General features: G+C 71.8%; 21 protein-coding genes and 2 pseudogenes. 13 read left to right on the plus strand and 10 right to left on the minus strand.

Annotated features, from left to right (window positions below):
• Window positions 1-127: 127 nt before the first annotated feature.
• Window positions 128-1,342, minus strand: coding sequence for a carbohydrate-binding protein (locus ACFVTC_RS19955; RefSeq protein ID WP_390128701.1), 1,215 nt, complete (start codon window positions 1,340-1,342; stop codon window positions 128-130).
• Window positions 1,343-1,545: 203 nt separating this feature from the next.
• On the minus strand, window positions 1,546-1,971 hold the full coding sequence (locus ACFVTC_RS19960) for a hypothetical protein (protein ID WP_390128702.1): 426 nt from the start codon (window positions 1,969-1,971) through the stop codon (window positions 1,546-1,548).
• 611 nt (window positions 1,972-2,582) lie between these two features.
• Between ACFVTC_RS19960 and ACFVTC_RS19965 the strand changes: the two genes are divergently transcribed.
• The 6 genes from ACFVTC_RS19965 to ACFVTC_RS19990 all read left to right on the plus strand — a co-directional run bounded on the left by ACFVTC_RS19965 (window position 2,583) and on the right by ACFVTC_RS19990 (window position 7,956).
• Entirely contained in the window at window positions 2,583-3,062 is a 480-nt protein-coding gene (locus ACFVTC_RS19965) for a carboxymuconolactone decarboxylase family protein (protein ID WP_390128703.1), read from the plus strand.
• Window positions 3,063-3,338: 276 nt separating this feature from the next.
• Window positions 3,339-4,289 (plus strand): ATP-binding cassette domain-containing protein, encoded by a 951-nt coding sequence (locus tag ACFVTC_RS19970; RefSeq protein WP_390128704.1) that lies wholly within the window; start codon window positions 3,339-3,341, stop codon window positions 4,287-4,289.
• Window positions 4,286-5,134 carry an ABC transporter permease gene (locus ACFVTC_RS19975; protein WP_390128706.1) on the plus strand — a complete coding sequence of 283 codons (849 nt, stop codon included), beginning with the start codon at window positions 4,286-4,288 and terminating at the stop codon, window positions 5,132-5,134. The genes ACFVTC_RS19970 and ACFVTC_RS19975 overlap by 4 nt, the downstream gene beginning before the upstream one ends.
• A 90-nt stretch (window positions 5,135-5,224) precedes the next feature.
• Window positions 5,225-6,517: a sensor histidine kinase gene (locus tag ACFVTC_RS19980; protein ID WP_390128708.1), complete on the plus strand. Its 1,293-nt coding sequence runs from the start codon at window positions 5,225-5,227 to the stop codon at window positions 6,515-6,517.
• Window positions 6,514-7,188: a response regulator gene (locus ACFVTC_RS19985; protein ID WP_390128709.1), complete on the plus strand. Its 675-nt coding sequence runs from the start codon at window positions 6,514-6,516 to the stop codon at window positions 7,186-7,188. Before ACFVTC_RS19980 ends, ACFVTC_RS19985 begins: the two co-directional genes overlap by 4 nt.
• Window positions 7,189-7,656: 468 nt before the next feature.
• Entirely contained in the window at window positions 7,657-7,956 is a 300-nt protein-coding gene (locus ACFVTC_RS19990) for a hypothetical protein (RefSeq protein ID WP_390128710.1), read from the plus strand.
• 29 nt (window positions 7,957-7,985) lie between these two features.
• Here the strand turns inward: ACFVTC_RS19990 and ACFVTC_RS19995 are convergent, their stop codons facing one another.
• Window positions 7,986-9,176, minus strand: coding sequence for an MFS transporter (locus tag ACFVTC_RS19995; protein WP_390128711.1), 1,191 nt, complete (start codon window positions 9,174-9,176; stop codon window positions 7,986-7,988).
• Between the two features lie 173 nt (window positions 9,177-9,349).
• On the opposite strand from ACFVTC_RS19995, the pseudogene ACFVTC_RS20000 reads away from it, so the two are divergent.
• From ACFVTC_RS20000 to ACFVTC_RS20015, 4 genes and pseudogenes are all read left to right on the plus strand, one after another.
• Window positions 9,350-9,586, plus strand: a pseudogene (locus ACFVTC_RS20000) (helix-turn-helix domain-containing protein); the annotation flags it as partial.
• Window positions 9,587-9,723: 137 nt separating this feature from the next.
• The gene (locus tag ACFVTC_RS20005) at window positions 9,724-10,077 is read left to right on the plus strand and encodes a hypothetical protein (protein ID WP_390128891.1); all 354 of its coding nucleotides are present in this window, start codon (window positions 9,724-9,726) and stop codon (window positions 10,075-10,077) included.
• Window positions 10,078-10,448: 371 nt separating this feature from the next.
• Window positions 10,449-11,213: an SDR family NAD(P)-dependent oxidoreductase gene (locus tag ACFVTC_RS20010; RefSeq protein ID WP_390128712.1), complete on the plus strand. Its 765-nt coding sequence runs from the start codon at window positions 10,449-10,451 to the stop codon at window positions 11,211-11,213.
• Window positions 11,214-11,625: 412 nt separating this feature from the next.
• Complete coding sequence (locus tag ACFVTC_RS20015; protein ID WP_390128714.1) at window positions 11,626-11,790, plus strand: hypothetical protein; 165 nt, start codon at window positions 11,626-11,628, stop codon at window positions 11,788-11,790.
• Between the two features lie 170 nt (window positions 11,791-11,960).
• Here the strand turns inward: ACFVTC_RS20015 and lysA are convergent, their stop codons facing one another.
• Both lysA and ACFVTC_RS20025 read right to left on the minus strand, forming a co-directional pair.
• Complete coding sequence (lysA, locus tag ACFVTC_RS20020; protein WP_390128715.1) at window positions 11,961-13,295, minus strand: diaminopimelate decarboxylase; 1,335 nt, start codon at window positions 13,293-13,295, stop codon at window positions 11,961-11,963.
• A 13-nt stretch (window positions 13,296-13,308) separates the two neighbouring features.
• Window positions 13,309-13,761 (minus strand): SAV_915 family protein, encoded by a 453-nt coding sequence (locus ACFVTC_RS20025; RefSeq protein ID WP_390128716.1) that lies wholly within the window; start codon window positions 13,759-13,761, stop codon window positions 13,309-13,311.
• Between the two features lie 321 nt (window positions 13,762-14,082).
• Here ACFVTC_RS20025 and ACFVTC_RS20030 point away from each other — a divergent pair, with 321 nt between their 5' ends.
• Window positions 14,083-14,652 (plus strand): universal stress protein, encoded by a 570-nt coding sequence (locus ACFVTC_RS20030; RefSeq protein ID WP_390128718.1) that lies wholly within the window; start codon window positions 14,083-14,085, stop codon window positions 14,650-14,652.
• Window positions 14,653-14,686: 34 nt separating this feature from the next.
• Here the strand turns inward: ACFVTC_RS20030 and ACFVTC_RS20035 are convergent.
• Window positions 14,687-14,920, minus strand: a pseudogene (locus ACFVTC_RS20035) (LuxR C-terminal-related transcriptional regulator); the annotation flags it as partial.
• Window positions 14,921-15,281: 361 nt separating this feature from the next.
• Between ACFVTC_RS20035 and ACFVTC_RS20040 the strand changes: the two are divergent.
• Window positions 15,282-15,686: a hypothetical protein gene (locus ACFVTC_RS20040; RefSeq protein ID WP_390128719.1), complete on the plus strand. Its 405-nt coding sequence runs from the start codon at window positions 15,282-15,284 to the stop codon at window positions 15,684-15,686.
• A 94-nt stretch (window positions 15,687-15,780) separates the two neighbouring features.
• On the opposite strand, the gene ACFVTC_RS20045 is transcribed toward ACFVTC_RS20040, so the two are convergent.
• On the minus strand, window positions 15,781-16,566 hold the full coding sequence (locus ACFVTC_RS20045) for a polysaccharide lyase family 7 protein (RefSeq protein WP_390128720.1): 786 nt from the start codon (window positions 16,564-16,566) through the stop codon (window positions 15,781-15,783).
• A 457-nt stretch (window positions 16,567-17,023) separates the two neighbouring features.
• A complete protein-coding gene (locus tag ACFVTC_RS20050) occupies window positions 17,024-17,506 on the minus strand; it encodes a hypothetical protein (RefSeq protein ID WP_390128721.1) in 483 nt (160 codons plus the stop codon).
• Between the two features lie 630 nt (window positions 17,507-18,136).
• Between ACFVTC_RS20050 and ACFVTC_RS20055 the strand changes: the two genes are divergently transcribed.
• Window positions 18,137-19,366 (plus strand): glycoside hydrolase family 3 N-terminal domain-containing protein, encoded by a 1,230-nt coding sequence (locus ACFVTC_RS20055; RefSeq protein WP_390128723.1) that lies wholly within the window; start codon window positions 18,137-18,139, stop codon window positions 19,364-19,366.
• Window positions 19,367-19,474: 108 nt separating this feature from the next.
• Here the strand turns inward: ACFVTC_RS20055 and ACFVTC_RS20060 are convergent, their stop codons facing one another.
• Entirely contained in the window at window positions 19,475-20,554 is a 1,080-nt protein-coding gene (locus ACFVTC_RS20060; RefSeq protein WP_390128724.1) for a WxL protein peptidoglycan domain-containing protein, read from the minus strand.
• A 74-nt stretch (window positions 20,555-20,628) separates the two neighbouring features.
• On the minus strand, window positions 20,629-22,608 hold the full coding sequence (locus ACFVTC_RS20065; RefSeq protein ID WP_390128726.1) for a fibronectin type III domain-containing protein: 1,980 nt from the start codon (window positions 22,606-22,608) through the stop codon (window positions 20,629-20,631).
• Window positions 22,609-22,627: the final 19 nt, after the last annotated feature.

The following is a 22,627-nucleotide window of genomic DNA, read 5'->3' on the forward strand; positions in this document are numbered from 1 at the left end:
GCCCCCACCCCGCCCGCCCCCCGGTGCCCCCCCCCCCGGGGTACCCGCCCGTCGCCCCTCCCGCCGGGGGGCGGGGGACCCGGCCGTCGGTCACCGCCACCCCCGCCCCACCGTCTGCGTCAGGGCCTCAGCAGGCGCCCTCGTCCTGCCAGACGCCCCAGTCGGAGGCGACCGGAGTCTCGTTCTGGGTCCACCACTTGGCCTTCCAGTTGTGATTGCCGTACGACACCTCGTTGCCGGCGGTGTAGACGGCGGTCGAGCTCCAGGCCGGCTTGCACCCGGTGCCCGGCGGCGTGGGAGTCGGGGTCGGGGTGGGAGTCGAGGTGGGCGGTGTCACTCCGGCGAACTTCACCGAATACTTCGCGAAGTCCCAGGAGTTCTGCGCCACGCTGGAGCAAGTACCCGATGTACGGCCGCCGTTGTCGGCCGGGGTGCACTGGCGGTCCCGGTTGAGGGACCAGAACGTGAAGCGGTCCATGTGGTGACCGGTGGCGTAGTCCAGCACGGTCTGGAAGTCGGCCTGTGTGAAGTACTCGCCGGCGTCGCTGCGTCCGTTCATGCCGGAGAAGCCCTCGTGGGCGTAGGCGGTCGCCTGGTCCCAGCCGAAGGTGGACTGCAGGATCTGGTTGAAGTTGGTGAGCGCGCCGGTCTGCGAGGCCGCGCCGTTGAAACCGCCGTCGAACGGCATGATGGAGAAGTTGTTCGGGGTGAACCCCTGTGACTTGGCCTCCAGCAGCATCTGCTTGCCGAACCAGCCGGTACCGTCGGCCGTGCCCGCGGTGGTCACGGAGACGTACAGGCCGGGGTTGTTCTGCTGGAGGATCTTGGCGGCGCCGATCTCGTTCTTGATGGCGGCGGTGTTCTCGTACTCCGGCTCCTCGAGGTCGAAGTCGATGGCGTGCAGACCGTACTTGGTGATGACCTGCTGGTACGCCGCCGCCGTGGCGGCCGGGTCCGAGCACGCCTGGCCGAGCTTCGTACCGCCGTACCCGCCGATGGAGACGGAGACGTCGCCGCCCTTGGCACGGATGGTGTTGACGACCGACTGGACGGCGGTGTCCGAGGAGACCGCGGCCGTGCCACCCCATGTGGGGCTGCAGCCACCGCCGTTGGGGGCGAGGACGAAGGCGAGCTGGAACGCCTTCAGGCCGGTGGCGTCCATGATGGCGGCCGCGTCCGGCGGGTCGTTGTCGAGCGGCATCAGATAGGGAGCCGCGGCGTACCAGCGGTTGGCGAGTGCGGAGGTCGCGCCGGAAGCGCTGCCCGCGATCAGTGCGGTCGTGCCCGCCGCGGCCAGTCCGACGGCGGCGACCGCGCCCAGACATGCGCGAAGACGTCTCACTGGGTGCCTCCAGGGGGAGAGGGGGGTTCGCCCCAGCTTCGTGATGCTGTTGCGGTCATGTCAATGGATTGGCCTAGACCAGATTCCCCTTTGGACTAGACCAGGCGAAATCTTTACCTCTCCCCCGCCGCTCGCCCGCGCGGGCGAGCGGCACTCGCACGGGCGCGGACACGGGCACGCGCGCCCGGCGGGGCCGGCCGGAGTCACTCCCGTCGGTCCTCCAGCGCCGACGCCACACGCTGCGCGGTCTTCTCCCCCGCGTGCTGCTTGATCAGGCCTTCCTTGGCCACCGCCCGCACCTGTATCGCGGTGCTGTCCTCCTCGACACGGGTCAGGGTGACCGTGACCACGACCGGGTTCATCGCCGCGAAGCCCGCCCCCGACATCACGCGCAGCGCCGCCCCGTCCGCCCCGGACCGCAGCACCGACGGATCCGTACCGCCCGTCGACTCGACCAGGCTCCCGCGGACGCGTTCGAGGGCGAGATCGAAGCTCAGCGGCAGCCGCAGCTCTATCTCGTGGACGTCGTGTTTGAGGAACCTGGCCGCGAACTTCGCACCGAGGCGCCCCTGTCCGGCGATCGCGCCGAGAGCCTCTTCCAGAAGCCTGTCCTCCGAGTGATCCAGCATCCGACTCCCCTGCCCCTCACCTGCACGAATGGCCGCTCACCCTAGCGTGCGGGGCCCCTTCCCCGGAATGCGGGCGTCCCCACGGCCCCGGGGGCGCCCCCGGGCAGGGGCCCGCGCCTGCGCCCGGACGTGTGCCGGGCACCACTTCGTGCGGCTCACCGGTCACCCCGTCGGACGGGCGTCGGGTGCGCGGCCGGACACGTCGGCCCGCGCGGGTGTGACGGACCCGGACCCGGCCTGCGCCCGGTCCCCGCAGGTCACGGGCGGCACGCGCGGTACGGGACCGGGCCCCGGACCCGCCCCCGCGCCGCCGGGCGGCGCGGTCCTGCCGGGCCGCGGCCCTCCGGGGCCGGGCGTCGCGTCGGGTGGAGCCATCGGGCACCTCCGCGGCCTGAGCCGCCGTATCGGGCCGAGGGCACGAGGTGTCCCCCGGCTCGGCGCTGAGGCGAGACCTCTGCCTCTCATGCTGCGACCGCCCCTTCCCCACCGCATCCGCTGCGCCCGTCCTACCGGGAGACGCAGGTCACATCCGGCCGCACCGCCCCGATGTCACATCCCGCCGATCCGGTCCGTCAAGGGTGTGTATCCACCGACGTGACGAGGAGACCACCATGAACGCCGACGCCCGTCTCAACCTCTACGCCAGCCCCCTCACGGCCAAGTTCGCGCGGCACATCAACTCGGCGGGCAAGGCCGTCTCCGACTCGGCACTGCCCCACACGACACAGGAACTGGTCAAGCTCCGTGCCAGCCAGATCAACGGCTGCGGCTTCTGCACGGACATGCACACCAAGGACGCCGCGCACGCCGGTGAGTCCCCCCTCCGTCTCCACCTGGTCGCGGTCTGGCGGGAGGCCACGGTCTTCACCGACGCCGAGCGCGCCGCCCTGGAACTGACCGAGGAGGGCACCCGGATCGCCGACGCCGCCGGGGGCGTGTCCGACGAGGTCTGGGCGAACGCCGCCAAGCACTTCGACGAGGAACAGCTCGCCGCGCTGGTGTCCCTCATCGCCCTCATCAACGCCTACAACCGTCTGAACGTCATCGTGCGCCAGCCCGCCGGCGACTACCAGCCCGGCCAGTTCGGATGACCGCGACGGACTGACCCCGGCTCACGGCCGGTGGCGCCGGCAGCGGCGCCACCGGCCGCACGCACCACCCGAATCGACCGTCCTGATCCACCGTCCTGATCCACTGCCCGGATCCACCGCCCTCGATCACGGTCGGACCGTGCCGGGTAGTACCGCGGTACCACCCGATGGCCGTAGTTCACCCCCCGGTACCACGGCTCGCGGGGTCCCTGGCGTCTAACGTCGCAGGTGAGGCGCTCCAGAACCGGTGTGGCGCCCGGACGCGAGGGATGAGCGATGATCGAGGCACAGCAGCTGACCAAGCGGTACGGGGAGAAGACGGCGGTCGACCAGCTCGACTTCGTCGTCCGGCCCGGCACCGTCACCGGCTTCCTGGGACCCAACGGCGCGGGGAAGTCGACCACCATGCGCCTGATCGTCGGGCTGGACGCCCCGAGCAGTGGCTCGGTACGCGTCGGTGGCCGCCGCTACGCCCAGCACGCCGCTCCCCTGCAGGAGGTCGGCGCGCTGCTGGAGGCCAAGTCGATCCACCCCGGACGTTCGGCGTACAACCACCTCCTCGCGCTGGCGCTCACCCACGGCATCCCGCGCCGCCGGGTCGACGAGGTCATCGAACTGGCCGGGCTGGGCAGCGTGGCCAGGAAGCGGGCGGGCGCGTTCTCGCTCGGCATGGGCCAGCGCCTCGGCATCGCGGCGGCCCTGCTGGGTGATCCGCAGACGGTCATGCTGGACGAGCCGGTCAACGGTCTCGACCCCGAGGGTGTCCTCTGGATCCGCAACCTCCTCACCGAGCTCGCCGCCGAGGGCCGTACCGTCTTCGTCTCCTCGCACCTCATGACCGAGGTCGCGCTGGTGGCGGACCACCTGATCATCGTGGGACGGGGCCGGCTGCTGGCCGACACCACCGTGCACGACCTGATCCGCGAGGTGGGAGGCGACACCGTGAAGGTGGCCACCGCCGATCCGGCCCGGCTGCGGGAGGTGCTGGCCGGTCCGGGCGTCGACATCACCGGCCACGCGGGCTCCGAGGAACTGCACGTGACGGGTGTGACGGCACGCCAGATCGGGCTGAAGGCGGCCGAGCACGGCATCGCGCTGTTCGAACTGAGCGCGAAGTCCGTGTCACTGGAGGAGGCGTTCATGGACCTGACCAGGGATGCCGTCGAGTACCACGGCTCCACCACCGCGACCGGCGCCGGCGTCGAGACCCCCGGGAGGGCCGCATGAGCACCATCACCGCGACCGAGACCTCCGCTCCCCTACCCACACCCGCCGCACGCCCCGACTACCGGGTGACCGGACGCCGCGTGCTGCGCTCCGAGTGGGCCAAGCTGTGGTCCCTGCGCTCGACCTGGATCACGCTCGGCCTCGGCCTGCTCTTCCTGGTGGCCTTCGGCCTGATCGCCGCGGCCCAGTTCAAGTCGAGAATCAACTCCGGCCACCACATGGACCCGGACTTCGCCCACTCCACCGCCGTCAGCCTGTCGCTGTTCGGCACGAACTTCGCGCAACTGGCGCTGGGCGTCCTGGGCGTGCTCGTCACGGCGGGCGAGTACTCCACCGGCATGATCCGCTCCACGCTGGCCGCGGTGCCGCGCCGGCTGCCGGTGCTCTGGTCCAAGTCGGCCGTGTTCGGTCTGGTCTCCCTCGCGGTGGGCACGGTCGGCGCGTTCGTCGCCTTCCTGTTCGCGAGCGGCATCGTGTCCGGTACGAGCGCGGCCATGACGTTCTCGCACCCGGGTGTGGTGCGCAGTCTGCTGGGCGCGGGCCTCTACCTCGGTCTGGTCGGTGTGATCGGCGCCGCCCTCGGCGCGCTGCTGCGCTCGGTGGCGGGCGGTATCTCGGTGCTGGTCGGCGCTCTGATGCTGGTCCCCGGCCTGATCTCGCTCCTGCCGAGTTCCTGGCAGGACGACATCAGCCCGTACCTGCCCAGCAACGCGGGCGAGTCGATGTTCGCCCTCACCCACGACAGCACCACCCTGTCGCCCACCGCCGGGCTCGTCGTCTTCCTCGGCTGGACGGTGCTGGCGCTGGCGGGCGCCGCCTACCGGCTGGTGCGCAGCGACGCCTGACGGTCCGCGCACCCCGCGTATCGTCCGCTGTCGGTGCGGTGCCCGGCTCATCCGGGTGCCGCGCCGCACTGCCTCGCCCACGATGGACAGGTGACACCCGTGACCGCCGACGACACCGCCGGTATGAGCCCGCTGTTCGCCCGGCTGACCCGCGGCGGACAGTGGCTTCGGCAGGCGGACCGGGCGCGTCCGTGGGTGCTGGACACGGCCGTGGTCGTGCTGGTCTTCCTGATGTTCTGTCTGGCGGACCTGGTGCACGGGCACGACGGCCGGCGTGAACTCGCCGCGAGGTTCACCCGCCCGCCCCTCGCCGGGATGCTGGCGCTTCAGGCCGGACTGGTGCTGCCGCTCCTGTGGCGGCGCAGGAATCCGTCCGCGGCCTTCGCCGTCATCATGGCGGTCTTCCTCCTCCAGTGGTCGCTCGGTGTGCTGCTGCGCGCCGACGTGGCGCTGCTGATCGCCCTGTACAGCCTGACGCTGCACGGAACGCTGCGGCATCTGGCGTGGGCCTGTGCCGTCACGGCCGTCGGCCTGGTCCTGGTCGCCGTGCGGGCCTCCGCCGTGGTGTCCGTCTGGGACGCGCTGTTCTTCCTGTTCAGCGCCGCGATCGCGGCCGTCGCCATGGGGATGGCGGTGCGCATCCGACGGGCCCAGCTCGCCGGACTGCGGGAGCGCGCGGCCCGGCTGGAGATCGAACGCGACCAGCGCAGCAGGCTGGCGGCGGCCACCGAACGCACCCGGGTGGCCCGCGAGATGCACGACATCGTCGGCCACAACCTCGCCGTCATGATCACCCTCGCCGACGCCGGTGCGTACGCCTGCGAGGTCACCCCCGAACGGGGCAAACAGGCGCTGCTGCTCATCGGCGACACCGGCCGCCAGGCCCTGGGCGAGCTGCGCCGTATGCTCGGCGTGCTGCGCGAGGAGGCCGAGGCTCCCGCGCTCAGTCCCCAGCCGGGCATCGCCGACATCGACGCGCTCTGCGCGCGCATCCGCTCCGCCGGCCCTCTGATCACCTACCGGACGGCCGGTGACACGGACGCACTGGACGGCGGCGTACAGCTGACGGTCTACCGGATAGTCCAGGAAGCGCTGACCAACAGCCTCAAGCACGCCGGCGCCGACACGCGGGTCCATCTCGCGATCGGGGTGGAGGGCGCGCGGGTACGGATCCGCGTCCAGGACACCGGGCCGCCGGACGGCACACGGCCGGCCGGTCCCCCGAACGAGGAGGGGCACGGGCTCGCCGGCATGCGCGAACGGGCGGCGCTCTACGGGGGCACGGTCGACGCGGGGCCGGTGCCCCGCCCCGGCCGCGGATGGGCCGTGCGGGCGACCCTCGACCTCACCCCGCTCCCCGGCTCCGAAGGCGGCACCTCTTGACCACCGTGCTCATCGTGGACGACCAGCCCCTGCAGCGCTTCGGCTTCCGCATGCTCCTGGAGTCCGTCCCCGACACCGAGGTGGCGGGCGAGGCCGCGCACGGTGCCGAGGCCGTGCGCCAGGCGGCGGAACTGCGCCCCGATGTGGTCCTCATGGACGTCCGGATGCCGGGCATGGACGGCATCGAGGCCACCCGCCGCATCATCGCCACGGGCGGCCGCTCCAGGGTGCTCGTCCTGACCACGTTCGACCTGGACGAGTACGCCCACGCGGCCCTGCGCGCCGGGGCGAGCGGCTTCCTCCTCAAGGACGCCCGTCCGGAGGAGCTGTTGGCGGGCATCCGCGCCGTCGCCGCGGGGGACGCCGTCATCGCCCCCGCCCTGACCCGGCGTCTCCTCGACGCGTACGCCCAGCATCTGCCGGGTCAGGGCGTACCTGACGCGGACGCCGACCCGAGGCTGCGCTCCCTCACCGACCGCGAGCGGGAGATCCTGGTGGCCATCGGCAGGGGCTGGAGCAACGGGGAGATCGCCACGCGCCTCGTCCTGTCGGAGTCCACCGTCAAGACCCACGTCGGCCGGGTCCTCGCGAAGATCGGCGCGCGCGACCGGGTCCAGGCGGTCATCTTCGCCTACGACCTGGGCCTCGCCCGCCCCAACAGCACCGCGTGACCGGGCCGGGAGGCAGGCCCGCCTCCCGGCCGCGGGTACGGGCTCGGACGACGTCGTAGTGTCCCGGAGGCATAGTCACTACGCTCCTCGAGGGGAACATCCGTGCGGATGGGGGACGTCCACGGCGCACCGGAGACCGGTGTGGCTGTGCCGCGGAGTCGTCGCCACGGGGCTGTTGCCGGCCGCCTCTTCGGGGCCGGGGAACGGGCACACCGGTGGACCCACCGCTTCCCGGAACCCGACCGCGAACCGCGGCGGGGGCGCCACCTCAGCCCCGGCCCCCAGCACCACCCGGCCCGACTTCAGACCCGATCCCGGCCACGCGCCGCACACCCGCGCACAGGGCGTACGCCTGGCCCGCGCCGTCGCGGTGGCACCCGTCGACTGGGGCCCGGCTTCGTCAGACGCACCCCGTGCGAAAGCGGCCCCGGCGAACCGGCCCGTGCTCGACACACACTGCGTCTGGCAGTGCGAGTCCCCGCCCCGACGGTGCTCGCCACCCTCACCCGCTACAGCGAACTGCCCGCGGAGCACGGCAAGGGCCCGGTCCGGGTCGCCGCCGTGGTCACCGCGCACCGACCCGTGCGGGACGCCGAGTGGGAGATGGCCGAGACCCTGGAGGAGGCGCTGCGCTGCCCCGACCAGGAGCTGCGTCAGGGCGAGCGGATCAGCGGACTGCTCTCTCGGGGGTCGGACTTCGGTCTGCTGGGCAACTCCACCTCCGAGGACACCCTCGCCGGCCGCTACGACCGGATCGGCAGGACCTGACCCCGGAACGTCGCCGTGTCCCCGCGCGCCTACGTCCTGGCCGGTGTCCGCCGCCGGAGCAGGTAGAGGCCCGCGACGGCGACCAGGACGGCCATGCACGCGATGAACACCAGCCCGGCGCCCTCCAGCCCGATCCGGTCCGCCAGTACTCCCGCGCCGATCACCGGCAACGAGATGCCCACGTACGCCACCACGAACAGCAGGGAGATGACCGCCGCGCGCTGGTGGTCGGGGGAAGCCTGGGCCACCGCGGACAGCGCCCCGCGAAACGCGATCCCCTGCCCGGCCCCGCCGACGATCGCGCTCAGCACGACCAGCACCAGCAGGTCCCACCGCAGCGCGCCAGCGAGCAGCGCGAGCCCCGCGAGGAGCGCGGCGCAGCCCACGGGCAGCGATCGACCCGGCCCGATGACACCGACGGCGAGTTGTCCCGCGGTGGAGGCGAAGAAGGCCAGCGCGACGACCAGTCCGCTCACGGCGCGGCTGTGCACGTCCAGGGAGTGTTCGAGGAAGGCCGGGCTGACCGCGGTGAACACCCCGAACAGCGCGAACCCCACGAACGCGGCGATCGCGGCCGGTCCGAAGACCGCCCGCACCTGGGCGGGCAGGCCGGGCCGTTGCGGCCGTACCGTGCGCAGCGGCCGCCGCTCCCCCACGGTCTCCGGCAGCCGGAGCAGCACGGCGGCCGAGCAGGCCACCAGGACGAGATGTACGGCGAAGGGCAGGTACAGCGGCCGGGGGGCGTACTGCGCCAGCAGTCCGGCGAGCAGCGGACCGCAGCCGAGGCCGCCCATGTTGGCGGCCGTCGCCACGAGCGTGCCCCGGGAGCCGCTGCCGTGCGGTGCCAGATCGATCACGTAGGCCGTGGCGGCGCCGGTGAACAGACCGGCGGACAGTCCGGACAGCAACCGTCCCGCGTAGAGCCAGCCCAGTCCGGTGGCGCACAGGAAGCAGACGGCGCTGACCGCCGCGAAGCCCAGGCCGCACAGCAGCACCGGTCGTCTGCCCACCGCGTCCGAGGCGTTGCCCGCCAGCAGCAGCACGCCGATGACTCCGAAGGCGTACACGGCGTACACGACCGTGACCATCAGCTCGGAGAACCCGAACTTTAGCTGGTAGAGGTTGTAGAGGGGGGTCGGCAGCGTGGTGCCGGCCATGCACACCGCGAACACCGCCCCGCCGAGCACACACTGGCGCCACCCTCGGCGAACACCGTCCATGCCGCCGACAGTAACCCCGCGATCCGGCCCGGACCGGTTCGGCGTGCCCGGCGTGCCGGGTGTGCTCCGCGGTGCCGCTCGCAGGGGGCACGAGCCGGTGAGTAGTGGCTACCGATCCGCCGCCCGCCGGACTCGTCCACGGTGCTCGTGTGGCGACGACGGAGGGATCACCCATGGGACAGGGATCCGGGCAGGGTTTCGCGGAGTTACCCGGGCCGCGGGAGACGCATCGGGGAGGGACGCGTGCACCGGCCACGCGGCAGGGCGGACGCGGTGTGCTGGAGGGCGCATTCCAGGTGAGGGCGGTGCTGGACCAGGCCGGCCAGGCCGGATTGACCAGCGTCACGGCCCAGAGCGGACTGCCGAAGTCGACGGTGTACCGGCTCCCGGGGCAGTTGGCCGAACCGGGCGCCGTGGAACGCGGGCCGACGTCTACCGGCTGGGGCCTCGGATGTTCCGGCTCGGGCAGGGATGGCAGCCGTATCCGGGGCCGCGGACCGCGGCCCGGGAACCCGTGCAGCGTCCGGTCGCGGCCACGGGGGCGACCGTGGGAGTCAACGTGCTCAGGGAGGGGCGGACTCTCGTCCTGGACTGGGCGGCCGGCCAGGACACGGCGCTCGCCCCGCTGCTGGACGCGGCCTCCTGGCCGTGGTTCACGGCGGCGGGCAAGGTCCAGGCCGCCGGGCTTTCGGACCCGGGCCCGGACGCGCCCGCTTCCTGGCCCCGCGAGGCGGCGGCCATCCGGGAGCGCGGCGTGACCCTCGACCGCGGTGAGGTCGTGGAGGGGGTCTGCTGCGCGGCGTGGCCCTCGACCGCGGTGAGGTCGTGGAGGGGGTCTGCTGCGCGGCGCTGCCGCTGCTGGGCGCGGGTGGCTGCGCCGTCGGAGCGCCGTCTGTCCTGACCACGGTCTCCCACGCCTGGAACCGCTCGCGGACATCGCCCAGCGGGCCGGGGCCGCGATCACGGCCCGTCTGTGCCAGAGACGGCCGGCAGCACCGGTTCCGTCCCCGTCCGTCCTGCGCCGTTCACTCGCGTGAGCCGCGTGAGCCGCGTGAGCCGCGTGAGCCACGTGAGCCACGTGAGCCACGTGAGCGAGCGTCCGCGTGTCCGGGTGTCCGCGTGTCCGAGCCCCAAATTCTGGACTTGCAGGTCCATTTTTTCGATCGCACAGTGGACCTCACGCCCTGGCCGTCCAGGGCCCCCGTCCGGTCGCGGGCAGTGCGCGTTCGGCCGAGCGGGTTCACGGTGGAGAACCAGACAACGGAGTGGATCATGTCGAAGCGTCTTGGGGGCAGGACCGCCTTGGTGACCGGGGCGACCAGCAACATCGGACGGGCGATCGCGGAGGCCTTCGCCGCCGAGGGGGCACACGTCGCGGTCTCCGGCCGCAGCGCCGAGCGGGGCCAGGAGGTCGTCGACGGGATCCGCGCGCGCGGCGGCCGCGCCGAGTTCGTCCGGGCCGACCTGGACGGCAGCGCCGCCGCCTCGCGGGCGCTGGCCGAGGAGGCGACGCGGGTCCTCGGCGGCCGGATCGACGTCCTGGTCAACAACGCCGGCATCTACCCCGGTGACACCACGACGGCCACCGACGAGAAGACCTTCGACCAGGTCTACGCCGTGAACGTGAAGGCCCCCTTCTTCCTGACCGCGGCCGTCGCCCCCGCGATGGCGGAGGCCGGCGGCGGGGCCGTCATCAACCTGGGCTCCTGGATCGCGCGCCTGGGCATTCCGGTCGGCGCCCTCTACAGCTCCACCAAGGGAGCCGTGGAGACGCTGACCCGGGCCTGGGCGGCGGAGTTCGGGCCGCAGGGTGTGCGCGTGAACGCGATCTCCCCGGGTGTGGTCCTGCCGCCCGCACCGGGCGAGGAGCGCCCTTCCGCGATCATGATGAAGGGCACCCCCGCGGGCCGGATGGGCACTCCCGACGAGATCGCGAAGGCCGCCGTGTATCTGGCGGGCGACGAGTCCTCGTTCGTGCACGGCATCGTGCTCGACGTCGACGGCGGCCGCACCACCGCCGCCGTCATCGCCGCCTGACACACCTCACGGACCCGGGACGCGCCCAGGTCGCGCCGTCACCACCGGCAGGCGGCGCGGTGTCTCACACACTCCCGCACCGCCCCCTGAGCGACGGTCGCCCGACTGCCGCGGACACCGTCCCGCGAAGACGGACCGGGGGCCCTCATGTCCGTACCGTCGCAAGCGGGTTGACCCGGTGCAGGGTCAACCCGCCTTCGGCACCGGGCACCCCGGCCGCCACTGCCGGGGCACCCCCCGACCGACGCCTGCGCGGTCCGGAACCGCGTCGCACACGGCCGCGGACCGTGCAGGTCTGCGGCGTAAGGGAATTGACACCCTGGCCGGCGCATCCGAAAGCCCCCTCGCTCCGGAAGTACGGCACCAGAAGCGACAACGCGCGCGAGGATCACGCCGAAAGGTGCCGGGGGCCATGCCGAATCCGCAGCCGGGGCATCACAGCCCCGAGGACGTGTACATCAGTCACGTCGGCAACTGCCTTGTCTGCAAACGGGAGTCGGGCCGCTGCCCACGCGCCGAGCGGCTGTGGCGCGTGTACCAGGAGTGGCGCGCCACCACACGCGGCCGCTCCGACTGAGCGGCACACCGACGGCCGCGGATGCCGACGCGCGCGGAACGACGGCGGCGCCCACGAGACCGCCCCGGGGTGCGCTCGGATGGTGGATGGCGGTGCCGGAACCGCGGGAGCCTCCGGGCGAGGGCCGGGTCATCACCCGCCCGGAGGCGTAGGGGGAGGGCGGTGCCCGTTCACAGCCCCACGTCGCGGCTGCGGATGTCGTCCAGGGACTCGCGGCGGACGAGCAGACGGGCGTGGCCGCCCCGCACGGCGATCACCGGTGGGCGGCCGACCATGTTGTAGCCCGACGCCATGGACAGGTGGTAGGCGCCGGCGACGGGGACGGCCAGCAGGTCGCCCGGACGTACGTCGGCGGGGAGTTCGACGTCGGTGGCGAGCACGTCGCCGGCCTCGCAGTGGCGGCCCACGACGGTCACCGCGGCCGGTTCCGCGACACTGTGACGGCCGATCAGGCGGGGCCCGTAGCGCACGCCGTACAGCGCGGGCCGCGGGTTGTCGCTCATGCCCCCGTCGACGGCGACGAAGACGTGGTCGCCGCTCCGTTTGACGGCGAGGACGTGGTAGAGGGCGACGCCCGCCGGTCCCACGACGGCGCGGCCCGGCTCGATCATCAGACGGGGCACGGTGAGCCCGGCGGCCGCACACGCCTCGGTGAGTTCGCTCCGGACCCGGCGCGCCAGAGCCGTGAGGTCCAGCGCCTGTTCACCCGGCCGGTAGGCGATGCCGTGACCGCCCCCGAGGTCCAGTTCGGGCAGGACGAGGCCGTGCTGCTCACGCAGGCGCGCCATCAGCCCCACCATGCGCCGCACGGCGACGAGATACGGCTTGACGCTACTGATCTGCGATCCCAAGTGACAGTGCAGACCGGTGAGTTCGAGCTGTGGCTGGTCGAGGATCCGGGCGATGGCGTGCTGGGCGTACCCGTCGGCCATGGACAGGCCGAACTTCTGGTCGTCGGTACCGGTCCTGATCTTCTCGTGGCCGCCCGCGCTGATGGCCGGCACCACCCGCACCATGACCTTCTGGTGCCCGCCGGGCCCGACGGCGGCGGCCAGCCGCGCGATCTCGGAGGGACTGTCGATCACGATGCGCCCGACGCCCAGACGCAGCGCGGATTCCAGGTCGTGCGGGGACTTGGCGTTGCCGTGCAGCACGATCCGCTCGGGCGGGAACCCGGTGGTGACGGCGAGCTCCAGCTCACCGGCGGAGCAGACGTCGAGGCCGAGGCCCTCCTCCTCCACCCAGTGGGCCATGCCCCTGCACAGGAAGGCCTTGGCCGCGTAGAGGACATCGGCGTCGGGGAAGGCGTGCCGGTAGGTACGGCAGCGCTCGCGCACCTCGCTCTCGTCGAGGACGTAGGCGGGGGTCCCGAAACGGTCGGCGATCTCGGCGAGCGGGACGCCGCCCACGGCCAGGTCTCCCCGGCGCGCCTCGGTGGCCGAGGCGGGCCACACCGACAGGTCGTCGCCGGTGGTGCTGACGGCGGATTCGTGAACAGTGGTCATCGTGCGTTCCCTCTCAACCGATCCACAGCGCCAGTACCGACACGAGCGCGGCGGCGCCGGTCACCCGCAGCACCCCGACAGCCTGCGGATCCCATGTGCTCGTGCGGGTACGGGGTGCGGACGGCTCCCGCGCCGCGGGGGCGGCGTTCCCGAACCGCTCGGGGGTGACCGGCGCGGCCGGAGCCGGTGCGGAAAAGGAGGGATCCACCGTGACCCTGGTGACTCCCAGCGGCTCGGCCAGCGCGCGCAGGGCGGGCTCGGCGAGCCTGATCCACGCCTGCTCGGGGCCGAGTGTCGTGGTCAGTCCGCGCTCCGAGGTGAAGCCGACGGCCGTACGCTCGCCGAGCGGTGTACGGAAGAGCCGGGCGGCACACCCTGCCGACCCCGGCCGGACCGGAACGAACAACGCTCCGGCCGGGAATCGTTCGCAGGGCTCGGGGTCTTCACCGCACGAGAGTTGTTGCATGGGATGCCTCCTGGAGGATCCGGGACGGTTCGGTGAGCGGCTCGACACCTCGGACACGAGGCGTCGAGCCGCTCACATCGAAAGCTATGCCCGTACCCCGCGGTTCGCCGACACCTCATGACGCGACGCTGACGGCCGTCGAGTCGACGCTGACGGGGTACTGACGCGGGGACGACGGGCTCGGGGGAAGGCCGTCAGGACCGCGACAAAAAGGGGCGTACGGGGTGTCGGAGCGCCCCGGCCGGGAGTGCAATGGGAAGCGGTCCCCCGCGGACCACCCGCGGGAGGGACCCGTGGACGCGTGCGAAGAACGGTCGAGTCATGTCTGATTCCGGCGCCCCCGCAGCCGCTCGTGTCGTGGTGGGGGTCAGCGGCTCCCTCGGCAGCCTCACCGCCCTGTGCAGGGCCGCCGACGAGGCCCGGCGGCGGAGTGCCGAGCTGTGGCCCGTCCTGGCCTGGGAACCGCCCGGTGGCGAACTCGCCGCCCGCCGCACGCCGGCCTCGTACGTGCTTGTCGACGAGTGGCAACGGCTGGCGCGGCGGAACCTGCTCACCGCGCTCGACGACGCCTTCGGACACTCCGGCCCCGGGGTGCCGATGCGCGCCCTCGTCGCGCGCGGCACCGCGGGCCGGGCGCTGGTGGAGAGCGCCGACCGCGAGAACGACATCCTCGTCGTCGGCGCCGGCCGGCGGAGCGGCTGGCACCGGCTCTGTTCGTGCTCGGTGAGCCGCTACTGCCTCTCCCACGCCGTCTGCCCGGTCCTCGCGGTGCCGCCGTCCCCGCTGGAGGCGGAACTGACCAGCGCGCACCGGCGCAACCTGTGGCGCCTGCGCCTGGACACCCGGCGCCTGGCGGAGCGGGCCGAGGAGACCGTGCCGCCGGACGCCTGACGGGCGGGGACTGACGGTGGTCCAGCTGGCTGCGCAGCGCCTTGACATGGGTGTTGACGGTCCCGGTGATGACGCCCGGTGCCGCCGCGATCTCCGCGTCGGCCAGGCCCGCGGTGATACGAAGCAGCACTTCCCTTTCGCGCGGGGTGAGTCGGCCGAGGGCGCCGGTGACGGCGGGCGGTGGGGGCGCCGCGGTCAGATCGGGTTCGGCGTCGACGACGGCGGCGAATCCCGCGCGGACGACCGCCCGGTCGTCGACGACCCTCACACGTGTGGCGACGGGGGCGCCTCCCGGACGTGGACCTGGGCCGGCCGACCGGCCGTGGCAGCAACGTCCTTGCGTTACCAGCCGGTTCGAGGTCGACGACCCTCACACATGTGGCGACGGGGGCGCCTCCCGGCGTGGACCTGGGCCGGCCGACCGGCCGTGGCAGCAACGTCCCTGCGGTACCAGCCGGTTCGAGGGTGAGCCGGCAGCCGACGGCCGCGGCGCGAGCCGCCGTTCGGACTCCGGAGCGTGAGAGGGACTGTCGCCACACGCCCCAGGGACACCTCCGCTCCGCGAGGAAGAACGACCGGCGGCCCTGACCGTCGCCTCCGTCCTCCGACACAGGAACCGCTCCTCCGTCATGCCGACGACGCGTCCGCTGTCCGGCGGAATGCTGGTGGCCATGGACATCACCGCACTCGCCGTCGTACTCAGCGTGGTCGTCATCGTCGCGGCTTCCTTCCTGACGGCCTCCAACACGCCTCCGCTGTGGGCCTTTCCACTCGCCTGCCTGGGTGCGTGGCCCCTGAGCAGCGCCCTGTTCGACATACCCGCCTTCGCCTCCACCGTGGGGCACAGCGCCCCCGCCCAGTGGGTCGTACGGCTGGCCGTGGCCTCCGTCCTCACCGCCGCGCTGAGCTTCTTCGTCGGCGGGGAGAGGCGGACCGGTGACGCCGAGGACGACGACACCACCGACGGTCCCGCGGCCCCGCGGCGGACCCCGGGCGCGGCGGGCGACGTCCCGGCGGGCGGGGCCGGGGCGTGACAGCCGTACCCGCGCGACGCCCGGCCGGGAGTCCCCGGCCGGGCGCCTGTGTGGAGCGGGCGCGCCCCGCCTTCCGGCGGTCGGCCCGGTCCGCTCAGCTGTGGGAGACGGTCAGCCCGTAGAAGGCGACACGCGCGCCCTTCGTGGTGCTGTCTGAGGACGACTGGTTGTACGAGCCCGCCTTGAAGTACTGCTTGTACGGGTCGAAGGACGACGGGATGGAGTAGTGCGTGGTGGTGCCGTTGACCGTCAGGTCGATCGTGTGACCGCCGGAGACCCCGATCGTGTAGCTCCACGTCTTGCCGATCGAAACATGGCCGACCGTGTGGGTCGTCTGGCCACCGGACGGCGAGTTCTCCGTGCCGAGGACGATGTCCCCGTTCGAGTGGTAGTACAGCTCCAGCAGCGGCTTGGTGGAGCTGCCTCCGGTGCCGAGGTGGATCTGCCCGACGCACACGTTCTGCGTCACCGACACCACGCGCAGGGTCGCGCTCATCCGGTGGGTACCGCTCAGCGACCAGTTCGCCGCGCTGCCGCTGCGGTTCATCTCCCGCAGCTCGGAGCGGGCGTAGTTGGAGTTCGGCGTGGTGACGCCCTTCTCCGGCGCCCAGAACGTCATCGCGCCGTCGCGGGTGTCGGTGTAGAAGTACGAGTCCTGGAACCCGTTCACCCCCTGGAGCCGGGACGACGGGATCGTGGTGGGCGAGCCGGGCGAACCCACCGGCTCCTGGAGCTGCCAGACGGACAGGTCGAAATTGCCGCCGGGCGCCACGGACGGGTCTGCCAGGACTCCGGCGGTGGCGTCGCCGGTGCCGAGCAGGGCGACGGTGCCGGCCATGCCCGCGGCGGCGGCTATCGCGAGAAGCTTGGAACGGATCATGTGGGGGGTCCTTCGACGATCGAAGCGATGAAGGGGCGGAGCGGTGAAAGGGCGGAGCGGTGACGCGATGGAGTGATGGAGTCAGGTCTAGTCCAATAGGACGTCCCACTTGAGTAACACGACCCGGCTCTGCCGTCAACGAGGCCTGGTGTACGGGGAGTTGACACTCCCCCGGCGGCCGGCCGGTTGCCCAGGGGTCCCGCCGACCGAACACCCCAGGGACACCCGAGGGGACCCGGGGCGAACGCACCGTGGCCCGTCCTCCCCGAGGGAGGACGGGCCACGGTCGGTTCATGCGGGGGCCGGGAGGCGAACCGCTCGATCGCGACATCGGTCCGCTCCGGCGACGCCGTCGATCTCCTCGGTGCGGTCACTGCCGGCCTGAAGCCGGAGAACCCGGCCCGATTGCAGCGGGCCGGGTCCTCCATGCGGTGCGGATGGCGCGGTGACGCCTTCACTACCAGTCGCGGTGGTGGTCCTCGACGACGCGGAAGCTGCCCACGACGCCGTTCCTGACCTTCACGCTCCCGTGGACGCGGAAGGGCATCACACCGTTGCTGCTGCTCCACGGGCCGACCGTGGCGACGGGCGAGCCGTTGTCACAGGTGGCACCGCGGAAGACCTCGACGGTCTTGTGGCTGTCGTTGCGGACGTTGAAGCTGCGCGAACCGAGGCCGCTGACCACGGTGATGCAGCCCCAGCTCTGGGCGGAGTAGGAGCGCTCGTTGAAGTCGATGCGACCCTCGTAGTGGCCCCGGCCACCACGGTCGCCTCCTTCATTGCCCTTCGACTGCCCGCTGTCGCCACCCATGGGAGCAACCTGCTTGACGACGGGGGCGGCCTCAGGAGCCGCGGAGGCCGAGGCGTAGGTGACGCCCGTGGCGACGAGGGCCGTAGCAGCCGCGACAGCGGCCGTCACGGCAATGTTGCGCGTGGTCATGTCACTTTCCCCTATCTCTGAGACGTCGGCCGCACCGGCCGATCTACGAGAGAACGTACCGATAATCCCTTTATCCGGAATATCGGACACGCAGAAGTCCCGTGACAGACACCCGTTTGGATGCACACACCCCGTTCACCCCCACCGGGCCGCCCAGGTGACTCTCCACCAAAAGGTGTTTCGGCACGGGCAGTTGACGCCTCCGCGACCCGGCCCGGACTGGCGGGTCGAGCACGGGGAACGTCGACACACACGGAACCCGGGGCGCCGGGTGCGACCGGCCCCTCGGCGAGCACATGACCCCAACACCCCCGGCCCCACGCGGGACCGACCCCCGGACGCCCGACAGTCATCACGGCGCCACGGCCGCCCACGCTTCGAGCGCGGACCCGATTCCGCTTGCCCGGGGTCGAGTTGGTCAAATCATCCCAATACCGGTCGCCGGGCCACCGCGCCCCTCACGGCGTCCCCGCACCTCAGCCGCCCAGTACACCACCGCAGAGGCGAACGCGATCGGATCGTTGTACGTTTGGTGGTGCTGGTTCAGTTGTGCCGGCCGCGTGACCGCCGTCGACGGCCGAGCAATGGCGCGCCCGTGTCCGCGGTCCGGCGTACCGGAAGGGGCTCCGCATGACATCGCAGCAGGCGCCGACGCATGGATCACGGCGAGCGCCGTCCCGCGGCCCGAGGCGCAGGAAGGCCCTGTGGCCTGTCCCCCTGCTGGCCCTGTCTCTGGCGACAGCGAGCCTGGGTGTGACGTACCCTTCGCATTCCTCGGCCGCGTCGCGCTCACCCGAGGCGGCGGCCGCGAGCTGCGTCGACAAGGTCTACTCGGCGATGACCGGGCCGCAACGCGTCGGCCAGTTGTTCATGGGCAGCGTCACCGCCTCCAAACCGGATCAGGCGCGGATCCAGGTCCTGCGGCAGTACCACGTCGGATCGGTCTTCCTGGCCGGACGCAGCAAGGCCGGCACGAAGGCGACCAAGTCCCTGGTCGACAGCCTGCAGGCGAAGGCCGACACGGTGTCGAAGCATCGTGTGGGCCTGCTGGTGTCCACGGACCAGGAGGGCGGCCAGGTACAGGTTCTGTCCGGCCCCGGGTTCTCCACCATGCCGAGCGGGCTGGTGCAGGGAAGCTGGTCGACCTCGAAGCTTCGCGCCCAGGCCGCCACATGGGCGAAGCAGCTCAAGGCGGCCGGTGTGAACCTGAACCTCGCGCCCGTCGCCGACGTCGTGCCGCTGAGCCTGGGCAGGAACAACGCGCCGATCGGCCGGTACGACCGCGAGTACGGCCACACGGCCGCTGCCGTGACGCCTCACACCAACGCGTTCGCCGCGGGTTTCGCCCAGTCCAACGTGCTGGCCACGCTGAAGCACTTCCCGGGACTCGGCAACGTGCGCGGCAACACCGACACCACGGCCAACGTGGTGGACACGGTGACCACGACCAAGAGTTCGAGCCTCACGCCGTTCAGCTCGGGGATCAAGGCGGGCGCGCCGTTCGTCATGATCTCCTCGGCCACGTACAGCAAGATCGACTCGAAGCACCGGGCGGCGTTCTCCTCCACGGTGATCCAGGGGCTGTTGCGCAAGACGATGGGCTTCAAGGGTGTGGTCATCTCGGACGACCTCGGGAACGCGGTGGCGGTGAAGTCCGTACCCCCGGCCGACCGGGCCCTGAACTTCCTCTCCGCCGGCGGAGACCTGGTGCTGGCCGGCGAACCGAACCAGGTCCCGGCCATGACCAAGGCCGTGACGGCGCGGATGGCGCAGAACTCGGCCTTCCGCACCCAGATGGACCAGAGTGTCCATCGCGTCCTGGCCGCCAAGCAGAAGGTGGGTCTGCTGACCTGCAGTTGATCGCCCGATCGGAGCGGCTGCCCCGAGTCGCGCGATCAGCCCGACGGATGAGGTTCGCAGCCGGGTCGGTTCCCACCGCTGACGCGGTGGGAACCGATCCGGCTGCGTTCACCCGACCTCTTGCTTCTTCGAGTTGAGTGCCTGCGCGACGGCGTCACGGACGCGCGCGTCCTCGCGGCGCCTGCGCCGGGCCCGGCCGCGGCGCACGACGAGGAAGGCACCGACCGCCGCGGCGGCCAGCAGCACGACGAGCAGCAGCAGCGACCAGGGGACGGTCCAGGTGTCCGCCGTGGCCAGGACCGGCTTGAGCGACGTGGTGGAACCCGAGGCGTCGGTGAGCAGCGGGACAAGGTTCACGGTCGCCGTCAGCCGGACGCCGGGTGCCACGCCGTGCACGGGCACCTTGACCTTCCAGTGCTCACCGGGCAGCAGCTCCGGAGGCGCGGGGACGGTGCCCGCGTCCGTCCGCCACCATCCGAAGGGACCCGTGGTGAAGACGGTCTGACGGGCCGACAGAATGGCATTGCCGGTGTTGTGGATCGTGTACGTGACGGTGGCGTCGCCGGTGCCGAAGGGGTTGGCCGTCCCGGTGTAGTCCACGCCGAGGTCCTCGACGGCGAGACGCGGCTTCAGTTCACCGCTGACCCGGAGCTTGACCCGGATGCCGAGGCGCCGGTCCACGTTGATGCCCTGCGCGTCGTCGGACTGCCGCAGTGAGGTGAGGACGCCGCCCACGTAGTCACCGGGAGAGGCGTTGCCGGGCACGGCGATCTGGAACGGTACCTCGACGGACTTGCCGGGACGGACCACCACCGTGGCGTGGTCGGCGTGGACCCAGCTGCCGACGGCGACCGACTTCTTGTCCTTGGTGACCAGGTCGAGTTGACCGGTGTCCGTGGTGAACCCGTCGGCGGCGTAGACCGCGAGGGTGAGCGGCGTCTTGCCGTGGTTGGCGACGACCATGGCGTCCTTGATCCGGCCACCGGGGTTGACCCCGTAGCTGAAACTGGAGCGGTCGTCGCCGTACCCGTTCGCGGCCGTCCTGACCGTCCAGGTGACGTCGCCGTCGGCCGCCGCGGCGGGGACGGCCCGCAGGCCGACGAGTGCGCAGGCCGTGAGCAGGGTCAGGGTGACGACGCGGACGAGTGCCGTGACCGTGGTCGTACGGCGCGATACGGGCGGGTGCATGTCGGGGATCTCCTGGGAGGGGGGCGGGGCGGACACCCGCAAGGTGCCCACCCCGCCCGGTGGAACGGGTCGGATCAGCTGCTGAGCGCGGTGATCGTGAGGGTGGCGCGGTAGCCGCCCTTCTCGACGCTGTCCGGGATCTTCAGATCCAGGTCGGCGCCGAGGCGGGCCTCGCCGCGCGGGTGGCCCTGCTCGGCCGATCCGAGCGCCCGCGAGAGGGCCAGGCCCTGACCGTGGTCGTCGTAGCCGGAGGCCACCGGGTCACCGGCCTTGGCGCCCGCGCCGCCGTCGAGGACGAACGGCGTCCATCCGAGGTTCGCACCCGAGAACGTCTTGTCGGCGTCCCGGAAGTCGCCCACGTTGGCCGAGATGGACCAGGGCGCGAGCGAACGGCGGCTGTCGGAGACGAGCAGCGGGTTGATCTTGCCGGTCGCCGTGAAGTGGTCGCCGTCCTGCTCCTTGGCGGTGCCGAGGTCGACCAGACCGTTGTAGCCGTCGATCGTCCAGCCGAACTCACCCGGGGCCGGGTTGGGCACGTTGACCTGGAGGTCCTGCTTGTCGCCGTGGAACGGGTGCACGGTGACCTTGTCGACCGCCGAACCGACCGGCTGGTCGGCGGTGGTGTTGCTGCACGACAGACCGTGCTCGACCTCGGAGTTCGGGGCCGCGCACGTACCGCTGCGCAGGTTCTCGACGACGAGCTTGTCGTTGCGCACCTGGACCTTGACGTAGGAGCGGACGTGCTCCTGGTTCTGGACCGAGTTGTACCAGTAGCTCTTCGGGTTGAGCGGGTCGGCGCCGTTGCCCGCGCCGCTGGTACCGCTGTTGTCCGGAGCGGTGATGTCGTAGTACTTCGAGCCCGAGGCGGAGTTGGCCGTCACATAGAGGACGCCACCGGGGCCGGGGTACACGTCGGCGGCACCGGGCTGCTCGGCCGGGTTCGCCTTCTCACCGTTCTTGATCAGGTAGCTGCGGGAGTAGCTGTGGTCGTGACCCTGGAGCACCAGGTCGACGCCGAGCTTCGAGAAGGTGGTCGGGAAGTCCGTACGACGCGTCTTGTTGTCGCCGTCCTTGGCGTGGGACGCCGGCGAGTAGATCGAGTGGTGGTAGACGAGCACCTTCCACTTGGCCTCGGAGCCGTGCTTGTTGATGACGTCGGAGACGTAGTTGATGTGCGCCGCGTCGCCGCCGCCCCCGGTGGCCGGGTTGTAGCTGTTGCTGTTGAGGTCGATGAACAGCACATCCTTGTAGATGTACCAGTAGTCACCGCCCGAGGTGTTCGACGCCGGGTTGCCGTTGGAGTAGTACGAGCCCGAGCGGTCGGTGTTCGGCGTGGTGAAGTGCTGCTCGTACGCCTTGCCGCCGACGTCGTGGTTGCCGATGGTGGCGGCCCACGGGTACTGGCGCAGCTTGTCGGGAGCGAGGAACGAGTTCCAGTTGGACTCGGTGTTCGCGGTCTCGACCTGGTCGCCGCCGGACACCAGGAGTTCGGCGTTCGGGTTGGCGGCCAGCGAGACGTCCAGGGTGTCCTGCCAGCCGGCCTGGTCCTTGGCGAGGTCGCCGGACGAGCCGATCTGGGGGTCTCCGTAGAACAGGAAGTCGTAGTTGCCTTCGAAGTCCTGCGTCTTGAAGGAGTACACCGAGGACCAGTTGCCCTCGGTGCCGACCCGGTAGGAGTAGGCGGTGTTCTCCTTGAGGCCGGTGATCGTCGCGTGACGGTTGAAGCCGCCGCTCGTCGCGATGTTCGCCGCGCCGGTCGCGTCGAAGGCCGCCGCGTCTGCCGGGAAGTCGCCGCCGGCGAGCTGCGCGGTCGGGACCATCTGGACCTTCTGCGCGGTGTCGGCGGAGGTGTACCAGGTGACCGTGCGCTGCGACTCGTTGGCGCCGACGCCCAGGACGATGCCGGTGACCGCGTCGGTGCCGGCGGCCGAGGCCGGGGATGCCGCCAGGCCGGAGCCGAGGGCCACGGTCAGGCCCAGGAACGCCGCCGCGGCCCCCCGGGCCATACGGCGCTGCGTGGGCTCGGAAGCCCGCGCGGAATGGTTCGATCTCATTGCTGTTTTCCTTCTGTGC

It is taken from the genome of Streptomyces sp. NPDC057950 (assembly GCF_042887295.1).
Classification (GTDB): Bacteria; Actinomycetota; Actinomycetes; order Streptomycetales; family Streptomycetaceae; genus Streptomyces; species Streptomyces kaempferi.

Coding starts and splice junctions, on each gene's coding strand:
- ACFVTC_RS19960 (WP_390128702.1), bottom strand. CDS start 1,971: ATGCTGGATCACTCGGAGGACAGGCTTCTGGAAGAGGCTCTCGGCGCG.
- ACFVTC_RS19965 (WP_390128703.1), top strand. CDS start 2,583: ATGAACGCCGACGCCCGTCTCAACCTCTACGCCAGCCCCCTCACGGCC.
- ACFVTC_RS19970 (WP_390128704.1), top strand. CDS start 3,339: ATGATCGAGGCACAGCAGCTGACCAAGCGGTACGGGGAGAAGACGGCG.
- ACFVTC_RS19975 (WP_390128706.1), top strand. CDS start 4,286: ATGAGCACCATCACCGCGACCGAGACCTCCGCTCCCCTACCCACACCC.
- ACFVTC_RS19995 (WP_390128711.1), bottom strand. CDS start 9,176: ATGGACGGTGTTCGCCGAGGGTGGCGCCAGTGTGTGCTCGGCGGGGCG.
- ACFVTC_RS20010 (WP_390128712.1), top strand. CDS start 10,449: ATGTCGAAGCGTCTTGGGGGCAGGACCGCCTTGGTGACCGGGGCGACC.
- ACFVTC_RS20015 (WP_390128714.1), top strand. CDS start 11,626: ATGCCGAATCCGCAGCCGGGGCATCACAGCCCCGAGGACGTGTACATC.
- lysA (WP_390128715.1), bottom strand. CDS start 13,295: ATGACCACTGTTCACGAATCCGCCGTCAGCACCACCGGCGACGACCTG.
- ACFVTC_RS20025 (WP_390128716.1), bottom strand. CDS start 13,761: ATGCAACAACTCTCGTGCGGTGAAGACCCCGAGCCCTGCGAACGATTC.
- ACFVTC_RS20030 (WP_390128718.1), top strand. CDS start 14,083: ATGTCTGATTCCGGCGCCCCCGCAGCCGCTCGTGTCGTGGTGGGGGTC.
- ACFVTC_RS20040 (WP_390128719.1), top strand. CDS start 15,282: ATGCCGACGACGCGTCCGCTGTCCGGCGGAATGCTGGTGGCCATGGAC.
- ACFVTC_RS20045 (WP_390128720.1), bottom strand. CDS start 16,566: ATGATCCGTTCCAAGCTTCTCGCGATAGCCGCCGCCGCGGGCATGGCC.
- ACFVTC_RS20050 (WP_390128721.1), bottom strand. CDS start 17,506: ATGACCACGCGCAACATTGCCGTGACGGCCGCTGTCGCGGCTGCTACG.
- ACFVTC_RS20055 (WP_390128723.1), top strand. CDS start 18,137: ATGACATCGCAGCAGGCGCCGACGCATGGATCACGGCGAGCGCCGTCC.
- ACFVTC_RS20060 (WP_390128724.1), bottom strand. CDS start 20,554: ATGCACCCGCCCGTATCGCGCCGTACGACCACGGTCACGGCACTCGTC.
- ACFVTC_RS20065 (WP_390128726.1), bottom strand. CDS start 22,608: ATGAGATCGAACCATTCCGCGCGGGCTTCCGAGCCCACGCAGCGCCGT.